The organism is Amycolatopsis circi, assembly GCF_003385235.1.
GTDB lineage: Bacteria > Actinomycetota > Actinomycetes > Mycobacteriales > Pseudonocardiaceae > Amycolatopsis > Amycolatopsis circi.
The window spans coordinates 1-15,691 of record NZ_PQIA01000034.1; the positions used below are offsets into that span (position 1 = coordinate 1).

Annotated in this window: 8 protein-coding genes; 6 read left to right on the forward strand and 2 right to left on the reverse strand. The window is 70.8% G+C overall.

The window, feature by feature from the left end:
* Window positions 1-483 precede the first annotated feature (483 nt).
* Both D0D37_RS17185 and D0D37_RS17190 read right to left on the reverse strand, forming a co-directional pair.
* Window positions 484-915 carry a peptidase inhibitor family I36 protein gene (locus tag D0D37_RS17185; RefSeq protein ID WP_116201560.1) on the reverse strand — a complete coding sequence of 144 codons (432 nt, stop codon included), beginning with the start codon at window positions 913-915 and terminating at the stop codon, window positions 484-486.
* Between the two features lie 189 nt (window positions 916-1,104).
* Window positions 1,105-2,145: a LacI family DNA-binding transcriptional regulator gene (locus tag D0D37_RS17190; RefSeq protein ID WP_116201615.1), complete on the reverse strand. Its 1,041-nt coding sequence runs from the start codon at window positions 2,143-2,145 to the stop codon at window positions 1,105-1,107.
* 155 nt (window positions 2,146-2,300) lie between these two features.
* Between D0D37_RS17190 and D0D37_RS17195 the strand changes: the two genes are divergently transcribed.
* From D0D37_RS17195 to D0D37_RS17220, 6 genes are all read left to right on the forward strand, one after another.
* Window positions 2,301-4,319 carry a bifunctional copper resistance protein CopD/cytochrome c oxidase assembly protein gene (locus D0D37_RS17195; RefSeq protein ID WP_208720004.1) on the forward strand — a complete coding sequence of 673 codons (2,019 nt, stop codon included), beginning with the start codon at window positions 2,301-2,303 and terminating at the stop codon, window positions 4,317-4,319.
* A 103-nt stretch (window positions 4,320-4,422) separates the two neighbouring features.
* Window positions 4,423-6,099 carry an energy-dependent translational throttle protein EttA gene (gene ettA / locus D0D37_RS17200; RefSeq protein WP_116201562.1) on the forward strand — a complete coding sequence of 559 codons (1,677 nt, stop codon included), beginning with the start codon at window positions 4,423-4,425 and terminating at the stop codon, window positions 6,097-6,099.
* Between the two features lie 18 nt (window positions 6,100-6,117).
* Window positions 6,118-8,808, forward strand: coding sequence for a hypothetical protein (locus D0D37_RS17205; RefSeq protein ID WP_116201563.1), 2,691 nt, complete (start codon window positions 6,118-6,120; stop codon window positions 8,806-8,808).
* 850 nt (window positions 8,809-9,658) lie between these two features.
* Window positions 9,659-14,641, forward strand: coding sequence for an NAD-glutamate dehydrogenase (locus D0D37_RS17210; RefSeq protein ID WP_116201564.1), 4,983 nt, complete (start codon window positions 9,659-9,661; stop codon window positions 14,639-14,641).
* Entirely contained in the window at window positions 14,638-15,060 is a 423-nt protein-coding gene (locus D0D37_RS17215) for an acyl-CoA thioesterase (protein ID WP_116201565.1), read from the forward strand. The genes D0D37_RS17210 and D0D37_RS17215 overlap by 4 nt, the downstream gene beginning before the upstream one ends.
* Window positions 15,053-15,688, forward strand: a complete 636-nt coding sequence (locus tag D0D37_RS17220; protein ID WP_116201566.1) for a DUF8010 domain-containing protein — start codon at window positions 15,053-15,055, stop codon at window positions 15,686-15,688. The genes D0D37_RS17215 and D0D37_RS17220 overlap by 8 nt, the downstream gene beginning before the upstream one ends.
* Window positions 15,689-15,691 lie beyond the last annotated feature (3 nt).

The following is a 15,691-nucleotide window of genomic DNA, read 5'->3' on the forward strand; positions in this document are numbered from 1 at the left end:
GGGCAGAATGTGGCGATCTTGTGATGTAGGGACGCCGCCCTGGGGCAGCGACAGTTGGGCAGTTCGGCGGTTGCGGTCACGGTCCGACGTGCCAGCTCGGCAGGGACGCCGGACCACTTGTGGGCGTGGTCCGCTAGGTGGCGTCGCAGACCGGTGACCGACCTGCGACCGGGTCTGACCTCGCCCGGCCGACCGCTGTGCAGCAAGAGGCGGCGAGCAAGGCAGGACCCAGGTCTAGCCTCCCGCCCTGAGCAAGTCAGGGTGCTGAGCAAGGGCAAGTCCCCAAGGCCTCGCCTCCCGCTCCCAGGTCGGGGCCGGGAGCGGGAAGCGAGGGTCAGGGGCCCGTGGGCGCGGTTGTTCCGGGCTGCGCGCCCACGGGCCTGGGGGCCGCTCGGGGGTGCGGCCCCCGGGCCGGCGAACTGGGGCTGCGAGTCGACTCGGCCGGAGCTGCCTCGTTCGCCTGGCCCGGTCTCAGGGGAAGGGCTATTGCCACACTTTCAGGGCACGCACCGCGAACGGGGACTGCGGAACGTACGTGCCGCCGCCCGGATAGGTGATGAAATCGCCTTCCGTGGAACAGTCGGCTCCTTGGTAGATCGTGACGTCGCGGGTCATCCGGTTGACGAAGGAATGTCCCTGGAATCCCTCGGGCAGGGGAAGGCAATCACCCGGATTTGCCGTGCGCAGGTCATAACTCTGTGCCCCGCCGGAATAGGTTTCGCTGTCCCACAGGCAGAACTCTCCCGCGGTGCAGGCGGGAGCGGGGGGAACGGCCGGGGACGCTTGGGCCAGGCCGGAGCTGGTCAGGAGACCGGCGGTGACCAGCAGCAATACGCCGGGCAGGCGGGACGGGGCGGCGGCGGGCCAGGAGCGGCGGCCCGGGAACGGCAGGGACGGCAGCAGACGGCGGAACATCGTGGGAACTCCCCCTCAATCGAAAGCGGTGCCGGGTGAAGAAGCCGGCGGTATCCCGGGAAACCGGGCGTGATCTCCACCTTGGCGGGTTCCGTGCGGTTTGTCTGCCCGCATTCCTACGTCTGTGGACAAGTAGTTTCCCTTCACTCGGACGAGACCTAGTTGTCCACAGATCGCCGAGCGGTCTTGCTAAATCGCCGCGGTGCTTTCGCGCACGGCCAGCGACACCGGGAGTTCGACCGGCGGCGGGACGGGGGAGGCGGCGAGGAGGTCCATCACCAGTTCGCCGGCGACCCGGCCCTTGCCCGCCAGGTCTTGCCGGACGGTCGTGAGCGGTGGTTCAGACCAGGCGGCCTGCGGGGTGTCGTCGAAGCCCACGATCGAGACGTCAGCGGGAACGCGCAGGCCCAGCCGGTGGGCGGCGGCGATCGCGGCGAAGGCCAGCTGGTCGGACATGCAGAGCAGGGCGGTCGGACGCACCGCGGCGGTGAGCAGGTCGGTGGCGGCGGCGCGGGCGGTCGAGGCGGACAGCCAGGGGGCTTCGGTGACGGAGATGTCGGTGATTCCGGCGGCGGCCAGCGTGTCCAGGTATCCGGCTAGGCGTTCCCGGGTGCCGTGGAAGGGGCTGGTGACAGCGGAAAGCCGTGGTGCCGCCAGGATTCCGAAGCGCCGATGCCCTAGTTCCACTAAATGGCGCGCGGCCAACGACGCGCCGCCGCGGTCGTCGCAGCCGACTCGGGCCGTGTCCGGGAGCGGGGGCTGGTCGATGACCACCAGCGGCAGACCCCGTGCCCGCACGGCTTCCAGGGCCGGAGTGCCGTCGGCGAGGGAGTACGCCACGGCGATATCCGCTTGTGCGGCCAGGACTCGCGACGCGGGCGGGCCTTCTTGGGCTTCGTGGCCGGGCAACAGCAGCAGTGCGTTGCCGGTCGGTTCTACGGTTTTCGCAAGTGCGTCCAGGGTGATCGACAGCGCGGGGTCGGAGAAGGCCGCCGACAGCGACGAATCGAGCAGGAATGCGATCGCGCCGGTGCGGCTCGTGGCGAGGCTGCGGGCGGTCGGGTTCGGGCCGGGGTAACCGAGTTCACCCGCCACGCGCAGAATCTGCTCCCGCAGCTGCGCCGACAGCTGGTCAGGCCGGTTGTAGGCGTTGGACACAGTGGCGCGCGACACCCCGACCGCCTCCGCGACGTCGTCCAGCGTCGGGCGGCGGCGACGGCTGCTGGTCATCGGCGGAGCATAGAGGAAAGCCTTGCCGTACACCGGATTCCGTCCGGCGACCCGGCCCGACCAGCGCAAACACCGCGAGCGAGCGATCCGGCGCGGAACCCGGCGAGCGCCCCACCCCCGCACCGTCCCGCGCGCGACCGGCCTAGTCTCGTAGCGTGAGCTCGGAACCTGTGACGAAACCCGCCCCGAACCGCGGACGCAAGACGAGCGTGCTCCCGCTGCTTTCGGTCGGAGTCGTGCTCGGCGCGGTCGTCGCGGTCGGGCTCGTCGCGCTCACCGGCGGCGCGGGCTACGTCATCGCCGGGCTGCCGGACCCCGGGCTCGTCACCCGGTACGGCGTCACGGTGGTCCGCGTGCTCGCCGAGGCGTCGTCGGTCGTGTGCGTCGGCGCTTTGCTGCTGGCCGCTTTCCTCGTGCCGCCACAGAAATCCGGCACCCTCGCGCCCGAGGGGTACGCCGCGGTCCGCACCGCCGGGATCGCCGCGTGGGTGTGGTTCGCGGCCTCGATCCTGTCGGTCGCCTTCACTGCGGCGGACAGCGCGGGCAAGCCGTTCGGCGACGTCCTTTCCCCGGACACCCTGCTGAGCCTCATCAGCGCGATCGAACAGCCCAAGGCGTGGCTGTGGACGGCGCTGATCGCGATCCTGCTCGCCCTCGGCTGCCGATTGGTGCTCAGCTGGGGCTGGACGGCGGTGCTGTTCTTCCTGGCCGTCGCGGGGCTCGTCCCGGTCGCGGTCACCGGGCACTCGGCCAGCGGCGGCTCGCACGACCTGGCCACGAACAGCCTGCTCTACCACCTCGTCGCGGCCGCGCTGTGGGTCGGCGGGCTGCTCGCCGTGCTCGCGCTCGGCTGGCGCCGCGGCAACAACCTCAGCCTCGCCGCGCAGCGGTTCTCCAAGCTCGCCCTGGTCTGCTGGGTCGTGATGGCGGTGTCCGGCATCGTCAACGCGCTGGTCCGGATCAACCTCGGCGACCTCTTCACCACCGACTACGGCCTGCTCGTCGTCGCCAAGATCGTCGCGCTGCTGCTGCTCGGCGTCTTCGGCCAGCAACAGCGCAGCCGCGGTGTCGCGAACCTCGTCGACGGAAAGGGCGGCAGCCAGCTGCTGCGGCTCGCGGCTGTCGAAGTGCTGATCATGTTCGTCACCATCGGCATCGCGTCCGGCCTCGCCCGCACGCCACCGCCGCCGGACGCGGTCACCCAGCCGGGCACTGTCGAACTCCTCATCGGCTACGACCTCCAGGGCCCGCCGACGTTCTGGCGGCTGCTCACCGACTGGCGGTTCGACCTCGTCTACGGCACCCTCGCGATCGTCCTCGCCGGCCTGTACCTCGCCGGCGTCCGGCGGCTGCGCAAGCGCGGCGACGCCTGGCCGGTCGGCCGGACCGTCGCGTGGCTCGCCGCCTGCGCGGTGATCCTGCTGGCCACGTCGTCGGGCATCGGCCGGTACGCGCCCGCGATGTTCAGCGTGCACATGGGCACCCACATGCTGATGTCGATGGTCGCGCCGGTCCTGCTGGTGCTCGGCGGCCCCGTCACGCTCGCCCTGCGCGCGATCGCGCCCGCCGGCCGCGACGCCCCGCCCGGACCGCGCGAGTGGCTGCTGGCCGCGGTGCACTCGCCGGTGTCGCGGTTCCTTACGAACCCGATCGTCGCGCTGCTGCTGTTCGTTGGCTCCTTCTACGGACTGTACTTCTCCGGCCTCTTCGACAACGCGCTCAACTACCACTGGGCGCACCTGGCGATGAACGCGCACTTCCTCCTCGTCGGCTACGTCTTCTACTGGCCGGTGATCGGCGTCGACCCCGCGCCGCGGCGGCTGCCGCCGGTCGGCAAGCTCGGGATGATGTTCGGCGCGATGCCGTTCCACGCGTTCTTCGGCGTGATCCTGATGAACATGCAGACCGTGATCGGCCGCGAGTTCTACACGTCGCTGAAGCTGCCGTGGGTCGGCGACCTGCTGACCGACCAGCGGCTCGGCGGCGGCATCGCGTGGGCGTCCGGCGAGGTGCCGGTGCTGCTCGTGCTGATCGCGCTGCTGGTGCAGTGGGCGCGCCAGGACGAGCGCGAGGCGAAGCGGCGCGACCGGCGCGAGGAGACCACCGGCGGCGAGGAACTCGCTGCCTACAACGCGATGCTGAAGAACCTCGCCGACGGCAAACGGGCGGAATGACGCGGCGGAAAATCATGCTGTCCGCGTGACCTCGACTTGACCCTCGGTAGCACGGTGGTGACCGCCGTCAGGCCGCCGGAGGAGCCACTCTACGATCGATGGCATGGCCGAGTTCATCTACACCATGAAGAAGGTGCGCAAGACCGTCGGGGACAAGGTGATCCTCGACGACGTGAGCACCGCGTTCTACCCCGGAGCCAAGATCGGCGTCGTGGGCCCGAACGGCGCCGGCAAGTCGACCGTTCTCAAGATCATGGCGGGGATCGAGCAGGCCAGCAACGGCGAGGCTTTCCTGCAGCCGGGCGCGTCTGTCGGCATCCTCATGCAGGAGCCGGAGCTGAACGAGGAGAAGACCGTCCGGCAGAACGTCGAGGAGGGGCTCGGCGAGACCAAGCGGAAGCTCGATCGCTACAACGAGATCGCCGAGCTGATGGCGACCGACTACAGCGACGCGCTGATGGAGGAGATGGGCCAGCTCCAGGAGGAGCTGGACCACGCCGACGCCTGGGAACTCGACTCGACCGTCGAGCAGGCCATGGACGCGCTGCGCTGCCCGCCGCCGGACGAGCCGGTCACCCATCTCTCCGGCGGCGAGCGCCGCCGCGTCGCGCTGTGCAAGCTGCTGCTGTCCGCGCCCGACCTGCTGCTGCTCGACGAGCCCACCAACCACCTGGACGCCGAAAGCGTGCTGTGGCTGGAGCAGTTCCTCTCCAACTACAAGGGCGCCGTCCTGGCCGTCACCCACGACCGGTACTTCCTGGACAACGTCGCCGAGTGGATCATGGAGCTCGACCGCGGCCGCGTCGTCGGCTACGAGGGCAACTACTCCACCTACCTGGAGAAGAAGCGCGAGCGGCTCGAGGTCCAGGGCAAGAAGGACGCCAAGCTGGCCAAGCGGCTCAAGAGCGAGCTGGACTGGGTGCGGTCCAACGCCAAGGCCCGCCAGACCAAGTCCCGTTCGCGGCTCGACCGCTACGAGGAGATGGCCGCGGAGGCGGACAAGCACCGCAAGCTCGACTTCGAGGAGATCCAGATCCCGCCGGGCCCGCGGCTGGGCAGCGTGGTGGTCGAGGTCGAGAAGCTGCGCAAGGGCTTCGACGACCGGGTGCTCATCGACGGGCTCTCGTTCGACCTGCCGCGCAACGGCATCGTCGGCGTGATCGGCCCGAACGGCGTCGGCAAGACGACGCTGTTCAAGACCATCGTCGGGCTCGAGGAGCCGGACGGCGGCTCGGTCAAGATCGGCGAGACGGTCAAACTGTCCTATGTGGACCAGAGCCGCGGCGGGATCGACCCGAAGAAGACCGTGTGGGAGGTCGTGTCCGACAAGCTCGACTACATCCACGTCGGGCAGACCGAAATGCCCTCGCGCGCTTACGTGAGCGCGTTCGGCTTCAAGGGCCCGGACCAGCAGAAGCCGGCCGGCGTGCTGTCCGGCGGCGAGCGCAACCGGCTCAACCTCGCGCTGACGCTCAAAGAGGGCGGGAACCTGATCCTGCTGGACGAGCCGACGAACGACCTGGACGTCGAAACGCTGGGCTCGCTGGAGAACGCGCTCGAGCAGTTCCCCGGCTGCGCCGTCGTGATCTCCCACGACCGGTGGTTCCTGGACCGGGTCGCGACGCACATCCTCGCCTGGGAAGGCACCGACGAAGACCCCGCGAAGTGGTTCTGGTTCGAGGGCAACTTCGAGGGCTACGAGAAGAACAAGGTCGAGCGCCTCGGCGCCGAAGCGGCTCGTCCGCACCGGGTCACCCACCGCAAGTTGAAGCGCGACTGACCGGCGCGGGGGTCCCGAGTGGAAACCAGCAGGCACAACCGGCCCAGCCCGTCCGCGACCGCGGACGGGCGGCCCGCCGTTGCCAGTGGCGGGACCCTCGCCGACCTCGGCCGGCTCATCGACCGGGCGGAATCGCTGCGGTTCCGGGCGCCCGAGCTTTCGCTGGTCCTCGGCGAACGCTCGGCCGCGCTCGCGGAGACGGCGAGCGCGGACGGGCACTGGATCCGGGCGGAAGCGCTCGTGGTGTCCGCTCGCGTGCGGATCGGCAAGCGGACGTCCACGGTCGGCCGCGCGGTCGCGGCCTTGCGCGCGGCCGAACACGCCGGATACGCTACGACGGCGGCGCGGCTGCGCGTCGACCTCGCGGTGTGCGCGCGCAGTCTCGGTGTCCCGCTGATGGGGCTGGCCGCGCTGCGGCCGGTGCTGTCCGAGGACGTGCCGCCGTCGCTGCGCGCAGAAGCGTTGTGCCACCTCGTCGGGTGCCTCGCCCAGTTCGGCCGGAAGGCGGAGCTGGACCGGGTGCTCGTCGAGGCGGACCGGCTGCTGGTGGCCGACGATTCGCTCGACGCTGACGACCGGTTGCTCATGCGTGCCTTGCTGCGCAACGGAACCGCGGCACACCGACGTCGGCACGGCGATCTCACCGCCGCCGCGGACGCCGCGCGGACCGGGCTCGGGTTCCTGGAGAAGATGGACCGTCCCGGCGACGACGGCGGCCTCGTCCGGATCCGGCTCGTCCTGCAGCTGGTCAGCACGCTGCTCGACCGCGGCGACGCCGACATGGCTTACGACATCGCCGAACCCATGCTGCGCGAACCGGTCCGCGCCGCTGGAGTCGCGCCCGCGGCGTGGCTGCGGCTGGCGGTCGCGACTCGTATTCACCTGCCCTCCGGTGCTGGTGACGCCGCCGCTGAGCTGGTGGGGGAGGCCGTCGCGGCCACCGACCGGCACGGGCTCGCGGCGGTCACCGCGCGGTTGTGGCTGGAGCTGGCGCAGATCGAGGAGCGGTTCGGCAGCGCGGAAGAGGCCATCGGGTGCCTGCACCGGGCGCGGGCCGCGGAACACGTGCACGCGCGGGCCCGGCGCCAGGCGTGCGGGCTGATCGCGGGCGAGCTGGGTGCGGAATCGGTCGCGTCGATGGACCTCGACGACGTCCTCGCCGCGTCCGCCCCGCGCGACGGACGCCCGGTGTCGATGGAGGTCGAGCCGCGGGTCGCGGCCGAGGAGACCTCGGTGATGCCGGCGATCCGCGACGTCCCCGCCCAGCGGCCGGATCCGGTCGCGGCCCCGCTGCCGGTCGCTCCGGCGCAGGTCGAGGTGCCCGCGGAGCCGGTTTCGGCTTCGGCCTGGGTCGAGGCGGCGGAGAAGAAACCGGCGTGGTCGTTCCGTCGCGCCGCCGCGGAGACTGAGGTCGAGCAGACGTCGGTGATGCCCGCGATCCGGGAACCGGCGGAGGAGACTCCGCGTACTGGCGGACGACGGCGCGCTGAAGACCGCAAGTCGCCGGTGCTGCCGGGATGGGCGCGGCCGTTCGGGCGGAAGGGCGCGGAAGCGCCTGCGCCGCGGAAACGGGCTGCCGAGGACGCTCCGGTGCGGGCGGTTGCCGCTGAGGCGCCGGTCGGCCGGGAGACTTCGAAGGCTGGGGATGCGTCCGGTCGCCGCGCAGAAGCGGCTGGAGCGCGAGCGGCGGAGGACGTGTCGGTTCGCCGGACGGATGCGCCGCAGCGAGCGGAGAACGCGGCCGGGTCGCGGGCTGCGGAGGACGTGCGAGGTCGGCAGGCTGAGCCATCGCAGCGGCCGTCCCGAGCCACCGAGAACGCTGCGCCGGTTCGCCGCGCGGATCCGTCCCGGGCGGCGGAGAAGCCTGTCGAGGACACGTCGGCTCGCTGGCCGGAGAAGCCGCCGGCGGCGCGTCGGGAAGAGACGGCACCAGCCGAGAAGGCGTCCGTCCGGCCGTTGCGGGCGGCTGACGACACGAAAACGCCGTGGGCGAGGGAGCAAGCTCCGCGTCGTGCGGCGGAAGCAGCGCAAGCCGAGGAGACTCCGAAGGAAGAGCCGAGGTTCTCGCTGCGGATGCCGGATCTGTCGGACATCCTGCCGGAGCTTCCGCTCGCCCCGGCGCCGGCGGAAGAGGCTGCCGCGCCGCTGTGGGAAAGCGCCGAGTGGGCGAAGGAGGAAGCGGCCCGCCGCGATTCGCGCGGACGCAAGACCCGGCACGACGCCGAACACGGATCCGTCGCGGCGAAGTCAGTCCTGGACCGGCTGGGCATCACCGCGACCGGCGGAGGCGGGGGACGCCGCCGGGCCGACGAGCCCGGACGTCCCGAATCCGCCGCGCCGGAAACGGAAACCGCGACGCAGGACAAGCCGGAGCTGGCCCCCGCGCCGCGTCCGGAGGAACCGGAGCCGGTCGAGGAGCCGTGGCTGCCCCGGCTGCGGATGCCGCCGGCGCTGGACCCGCTGTCCGACATCGATGCGTGGACGCCGTCGGAGCAGCCGTTCCCGGAGGGCTACGCGCGGGCCATCGCGGAGGACGAACCGCCGCCGGACGCCGGTCTCGCGGAACTGCTCGCCCGCGCCCTCGCCGAGCACCAGGCAGGCACCGCGAGCGCGGCCGCGCTGGTGAAACGCCTCGGCCCGAACGACGAACCGAAGCCGATCAACGGCCGGGCGATCGCGGACCGCCGCCACCACAACAACGGCGACTGAAAGTTCTTGCCCCGCAGGGGATGCGCTGACTCGGCCGGGCAGATTCCGCGGCAGGGCAGCGGATCGCGCACCGACGCGTACACGGGTCTGGCCTCGAGCGGTCCGTGAAGGGCTCCTTGAGGGAATCAGATTCCCTCAAGGAGCCCTTCACGGACCACGGCGGGAGGGCAGCCACGCGGCCCGCGCTGCTGGCGGAAACCTCATCGACGCGGAGAATCCCGCGGCTTCGGCGCCGAAAGGTCCGTGAGGGGAACCCTGCGGGAATCTGATTCCCGCAGGGTTCCCCTCACGGACCTTTCGCGGAAGTGCGACCATGCGGCCCGCCCCGGCTTCGGTCGCCCGCCGATTTTCGCGCTGCGCCAAGCGGTTTTCCCAGTCAACGGCTGGACGCGCCGAGATTGTGCGGCACCAGCCGCCCGGCCCCGCCGGTCTGCGCGCACCCCGGACTTGCCCCATCCTGAAACCCGGCGGTTCCTCCCAGCCCGCCCCGCTTCCTCCGCCGCAACGGAAGAATTAGCCCGTACGGGTGGGAATTCTCGCAGGAGAGGGAGGCAACCTTTTCCGTTCCCGCCGCGGGCGATACGAGAGCTGAACCGATCCCGAAGCAGTCGCCGCACCCCCGGAACACGCCCTCCGGCCTCGTGCCAAGCCTTTTGCACACAGACCCGCGACCAGAACTCGCCGGTAGCTGAACCGATCCCGCGCGACGCCGCCGCCGGGGACCCCGGAAACGAACCTTAAGTCTTTCCCCGCCGCGCACGGGGGCGCTTCAGGGCGGATTAGGGTGAAGGAAGTCCGGCACGTTGTGGTGACGGACGCATCTCGGTCTCGCACACTGGAGAGTTGCTCAATGAGCTCGACGGGAGTCTCGTCCCCGCCCGATGTCGGCACCGAAGCCGGCGCCGCCCGCCGCACGGCCAGCCCGGAACAGATCCGGGACGAGCTGATCGACACCGCCGCGGCGCAGGCGCCGGAGATCGCGGATCTGATCCGCTTGTACTACCGGCACATTCCGGCCGACGAGATCGTCGGCGACGATCCGGTCGCGCTCGTCGGCGCGGTGCGTTCGCACCTGCAGCTGGCGAAGCAGCGCATGCCCGGACGTCCGGCGGTCCGCCTGCTGAACCCGACCACCGCCGAGGACGGCTGGACGCGCGACGCGACCGTCGTGCAGGTCGTCACCGACGACATGCCCTACCTCGTGGACAGCGTCACCGCGGAGTTCGCCCGCGACGGCGTGCAGGTGCAGCGCATCGTGCACCCGATCGTCGTGGTGAGCCGCGGCCTGACCGGCGAGCTGGAGGGCCTGCACCTCGACGCCGATCCGGCCGATCCGCCGGCCGGCGCGTCCGCGGAATCGTGGATGCTGGTGGAAATCGACCTCGTCACCGACCCGCAGCGGGCGCGCGAGCTGGACAACCGGCTGTCGTCGGTGCTCGGCGACGTGCGCGAGGTCGTCGAGGACGCCGAGAAGATGGCGCAGACTGCCTGCTCGCTCGCGGAAACGCTGGAGCAGAACCCGCCGAAGCTGCCCGGCAACGGCGACGAGGTCGTCGAGGGCGCGCGCCTGCTGCGCTGGCTCGCCGACGGTCACTTCACCTTCCTCGGCTACCGCAAGTACGAGCTGGTCGACAGCCCGCAGCCGGACAGCGACGAGCCCGCCCTGCGCGCGGTGCTCGCGTCCGGCCTGGGCGTGCTGCGCCAGGACAGCCTGGCCGCGCGCAGTCTCACCGCGGGCCCGGACAGCTCGGTCGACGCGCTCGCGCCGTCGCTGCTCGTGCTCACCCAGGCCAGCGCGCCGAGCACGGTGCACCGTCCGGTTTATCCGTATTACGTCGGCGTGAAGACGTTCGACGAGCACGGCAAGGTCACCGGCGAGCACCGGTTCCTCGGCATGTTCACCACCACCGCGCTGCACGAAAACGTGCTCGACATTCCGGTGGTCGGCCAGCGCGTGCGCGAGGTCATCCACCGCGCCGGGTTCCCGATGGAATCGTTCTCCGGCCAGCGGATGCTGGAAGTCCTGCAGAATTGGCCGCGCGCGGACCTGTTCTCCGCGGACACCGATTCGCTCTTCTACACCACCACCGGCGCGATCACGCTGTCCGACCGTCGCCGCCTGCGGCTGTTCCTGCGCCGCGACCCGTACGGCCGCTTCTACTCCTGCCTCGTCTACCTGCCGCGCGATCGCTACACCACGCGCTCGCGGCTGGCGATGCAGGAAGTGCTGCTGGAAGAACTCGAAGGCACGCAGCTGGAGTACAGCGCGCGCGTCGGCGAGACGCTGCTGGCGCAGGTGCACTTCATGGTGCACACCGACCCGTCGAACGCGGTCGAACCGGATACGCTGCGGATCCAGGAGCGGCTCAACACCGTCGTGCGCAGCTGGGACGACCGGCTGGTCGAGGCGATCATCGCCGAGCGCCGCGAGCGCGTCGGCGACGGCAGCCCGACCGGCATGACGGGCGAGGAGTCCGCGGTCGACCGCGGGCAGCGCTTCGGCGCGGTGTTCCCGGAGGCGTACAAGGAAGATTTCACCGCCGAGGACGCGCTGGCCGACCTGGCCAAGCTCGACACTCTCGCGGACGAGGGCGACCTCGCGCTGTCGTTCTACCTGCCCGCGGACGCCGAACCCGGCGAGCGGCGCTTCAAGCTCTACCTGCGCGGCGCGGGCGTCACCCTGTCCAAGGTGCTGCCGGTGCTGCAGGCGATGGGCGTCGAGGTGGTGGACGAGCGGCCGTACGAGCTGTTCCGCGAGGACGGCGGGGCCAGCTGGATCTACGACTTCGGCCTGCACGTCGACAAGAAGGGCCTCGAAGAAGCCGACGAAGCGGCCGGGGACGCGGTGCGCGAGCGGTTCCAGGACGCGTTCCACGCGGCGTGGCAAGGCGAGGCGGAGGTCGACGGCCTCAACGCGCTCGTGCTGCGCGGCGGGCTCACCTGGCGCCAGGCCGCGGTGCTGCGGGCCTACTCGCGGTACCTGCAGCAGGCGCGCAGCCCGTTCTCCCAGTCCTACATCCAGAACACGGTCGTCAAGCACACCGAGGTCGCGACGAAACTGGTGCGGCTCTTCGAAACCCGCTGCGATCCGCAACAGTCCGATGTGGACCGCAAGACCCACGCGGAATCGCTGACCGCCGAGATCTCCTCGATGGTCGACGAGGTCACCAGCCTCGACGAGGACCGGATCCTGCGCCGGCTGCTCGCGGTCGTCAACGCGACGCTGCGCACGAACTACCACGTGCGCGACGCCGACGGGAACCCGCGGCCGTACCTGGCGCTCAAGCTCGACCCGAGCGGCGTGCCGGAACTGCCCGAGCCGCACCCGAAGTACGAGATCTTCGTGTACTCGCCGCGCGTCGAGGGCGTGCACCTGCGCTTCGGCGAGGTCGCCCGCGGCGGCCTGCGCTGGTCGGACCGCCAGGAGGACTTCCGCACCGAGATCCTGGGCCTGGTCAAGGCGCAGGCGGTGAAGAACGCGGTGATCGTGCCGGTCGGCGCGAAGGGCGGCTTCGTGGTGAAGCGTCCGCCGCGGCCCACCGGCGACGCCGGGGTCGACCGCGACGCCCAGCTCACCGAGGGCATTTCCTGCTACCGGATGTTCATCTCCGGCCTGCTGGACCTCACTGACAACCGGGTCGAGGGTGAAACCGTGCCCGCGCCGAACGTGGTGCGCCACGACGCCGACGACAGCTACCTGGTCGTCGCGGCGGACAAGGGCACCGCGAAGTTCTCCGACATCGCCAACGAAGTCTCGGCGCAGTACGGCTTCTGGCTCGGCGACGCGTTCGCGTCCGGCGGTTCGGTCGGCTACGACCACAAGGCCATGGGCATCACCGCCAAGGGCGCGTGGGAGAGCGTGAAGCGGCACTTCCGCGAGCTGGGCAAGGACACCCAGACCGAAGACTTCACCGTCGTCGGCATCGGCGACATGATGGGCGACGTCTTCGGCAACGGAATGCTGCTGTCCAAGCACATCCGGCTGGTCGCGGCGTTCAACCACATGCACGTCTTCCTCGACCCGAACCCGGACGCGGCCTCGACCTACGAGGAGCGCAAGCGGCTGTTCGACCTGCCGCGCAGCTCGTGGGACGACTACGACCGCTCGCTGATCAGCGAGGGCGGCGGGATCTACCCGCGTTCGGCCAAGACCATCCCGATCACCCCGCAGGTCCGCGAGGCGCTCGGCCTCGACGAGGGCGTCACGAAGCTCGCGCCGATGGACCTGATCCAGGCGATCCTGCTGGCCCCGGTCGAACTGCTGTGGAACGGCGGCATCGGCACCTACGTCAAGGCGGAGAGCGAAAGCCAGGCCGCGGCGGGCGACAAGGCCAACGACGCGATTCGCGTCAACGGCAACCAGTTGCGCGTGCAGGTCGTCGGAGAGGGCGGAAACCTGGGCCTGACCCAGCTCGGCCGGATCGAATTCGCCCGCAATGGCGGCAAGATCAACACCGACGCGCTCGACAACTCGGCCGGTGTCGACTGCTCCGACCACGAGGTCAACATCAAGATCCTGCTGGATCATCTGGTGGCGGGCGGCGAACTGCAGCACGCGCGGCGCAACGAGCTGCTCGGCGAGATGACCGACGAGGTCGGTTCGCTCGTGCTCGCGGACAACTACCGGCAGAACGCGGTGCTCGGCGTCAGCCGGGCGCACGCCGGGCCGATGGTGTCGGTGCACGCGCGGCAGGTGTCCGCGCTGGTCGCGAAGGGCGCGTTCGACCGCAAGCTGGAGGCGCTGCCGACCCCGTCGCAGTTCCGCGCGCTGGAGAAGGCGGGCGAGGGCCTGACGTCGCCGGAGCTGGCGACGCTGCTCGCGCACGTGAAGCTCGACCTCAAGGACGAGCTGCTGGCCTCCGACCTGCCCGAATCGGAGGTGTTCACGCGCAGGCTGCCGGAGTACTTCCCGGCCCCGCTGCGCGAACCCTTCGCCGCGGCGATCGCACAGCACCCGCTGCGCCGCCAGATCATCACCACGCTGATCACCAACGAGCTGGTCGACGGCGGCGGCATCTCGTTCGTCTACCGCCTGATGGAGGAGATGAACGCGACCGCCACCGACGCGGTGCGCGCGTACGCGGTGGTCACGCACGTCTACGACCTGCCGAAGCTGTGGGCCGAGATCGACGCGCTGGACAACGTGGTGCCGACCGCGGTCGCGGACCGGATGGTGCTGGAGACGCGGCGGCTGCTCGACCGGGCCGCTCGCTGGTTCCTCACCAACCGCCCGCAGCCGCTCGCGCCGCTGGCCGAGATCAACCGGTTCGGCCCGGTGCTCGCGGAACTCGGCCCGAAGCTGGGCGAGCTGCTGCGCGGACGCGAGCTGGAGTCGGTGGAGCAGGACGCGGCCGGGATGGTCGAGGAAGGCGTGCCCGCCGGCCTCGCCCGGCAGGTGGCGCTGCTGCTGCACAGCTACGGCCTGCTGGACGTGGTCGAGGTGGCTGAGCTGGCCGAGCAGCAGGTCGGGCTCGACGCGACGCACACCCCGGCCGACACCGCCGAGCTGTACTACGCGCTGTCGGACCACCTGGACATCGACAAGATGCTCACCGAGATCAGCGCTCTGGAACGCGGCAACCGCTGGCACGCCCTCGCCCGGCTCTCGCTGCGCGACGACGTGTACGGTTCCCTGCGCGCGATCGCGCTCGACGCACTGCGGCACAGCGACCAGGACCTGTCCGTCGACGAGCAGATCGAGCAATGGGAGAAGGCCAACGCGTCGCGGCTTTCGCGGGCGCGCGTGGCGCTGGACGAGATCACCCGTTCCGGGCGGCTCGACCTCGCGACGCTGTCCGTGGCCGCGCGACAGATCCGGAGCACTGTTCGGTGACATTCGTTTCCCACGTCCAGCCGCGATGGTCGGACATGGACGTGTACGGGCACGTCAACCACGCCAACGTGGTGACGCTGCTCGAAGAGGCCCGGGTGCCCGTGCTGTTCGGCGAAGCCGAGCGCGCGGGGCTCACCGAGCTGCCGAAGGGCGTCGTGGTCGTGAAGCTCGGCGTGCACTACCGCGCGCCGATCGTCGCGGCGCCCGGCCGCTCGGTGCGCGTGGAGATCACGCTCGCCGAGCTGAAAGCCTCGACGGTGACGCTCGGATACGTCGTGCGGACCGGCCCGGACGCGGCCGATCCGGTCGCGGTGACCGCGGAAACCGTGCTGGCTCCGTACGACACGGTCAAGCTCCGGCCGCGCCGGTTCAGCGACGAGGAAGCGGAATTCCTCAATCGGGTGCTGGCCGATGCCTGAGCTGCGGATTCCCGACCCGGGCGACCGGGAGACACTCAGCGCGTTCGTCGCCCGCGCGGTGCGGCTGGACGGCACGACCGCCGTCCGGCTGCGCCGCCGGGGCGACGACGTCGTGGAGGCGTGGACGGCCACGCCGTTCGAGGTCCTCGCGACCCGCGCGGTGGCGGGGACGGTGACTCCGTCCGACGTCACGGTGTCCGGCAACGAACTGCTCGCGGCGCTCGCCGTCGCGGGCGGCGAGGTGATGGACCCGGGGCCGGCGCGCGATTTGCTGTGGCACGCGGAGCTTCCGGTGTCCGACCGGTGGCAGAAGGTCGACGAACTGCCGGTCGGCGTGGTGTCGGAGCTGGCTGACCGCGGCGTCGCGCTCGCCCGCGACAACGCCGGGCCGCACGGCACGCCGCCCGCTTCGCTGATGGACCAGGCGGTGCTCACCGTCACCGGGGGAGACCTCGAGGTCAAGGTCCAGATGCGCTGCCTGTTCGCGTTGTCCGGGATGGGATTGTTCGATTCGTCGATCGACGGCGACGTGGTCCGGGTGACCGCCACCGATTCGTGGCTGCGCCTCGACGCGCGTTACGGCGCGGTGCTCAAGCGGCGCCAAGCTTTGCTGCCGCTGCTGTTCTGAGGC

Coding starts and splice junctions, on each gene's coding strand:
- D0D37_RS17210 (WP_116201564.1), top strand. CDS start 9,659: ATGAGCTCGACGGGAGTCTCGTCCCCGCCCGATGTCGGCACCGAAGCC.
- D0D37_RS17185 (WP_116201560.1), bottom strand. CDS start 915: ATGTTCCGCCGTCTGCTGCCGTCCCTGCCGTTCCCGGGCCGCCGCTCC.
- ettA (WP_116201562.1), top strand. CDS start 4,423: ATGGCCGAGTTCATCTACACCATGAAGAAGGTGCGCAAGACCGTCGGG.
- D0D37_RS17220 (WP_116201566.1), top strand. CDS start 15,053: ATGCCTGAGCTGCGGATTCCCGACCCGGGCGACCGGGAGACACTCAGC.
- D0D37_RS17190 (WP_116201615.1), bottom strand. CDS start 2,145: ATGACCAGCAGCCGTCGCCGCCGCCCGACGCTGGACGACGTCGCGGAG.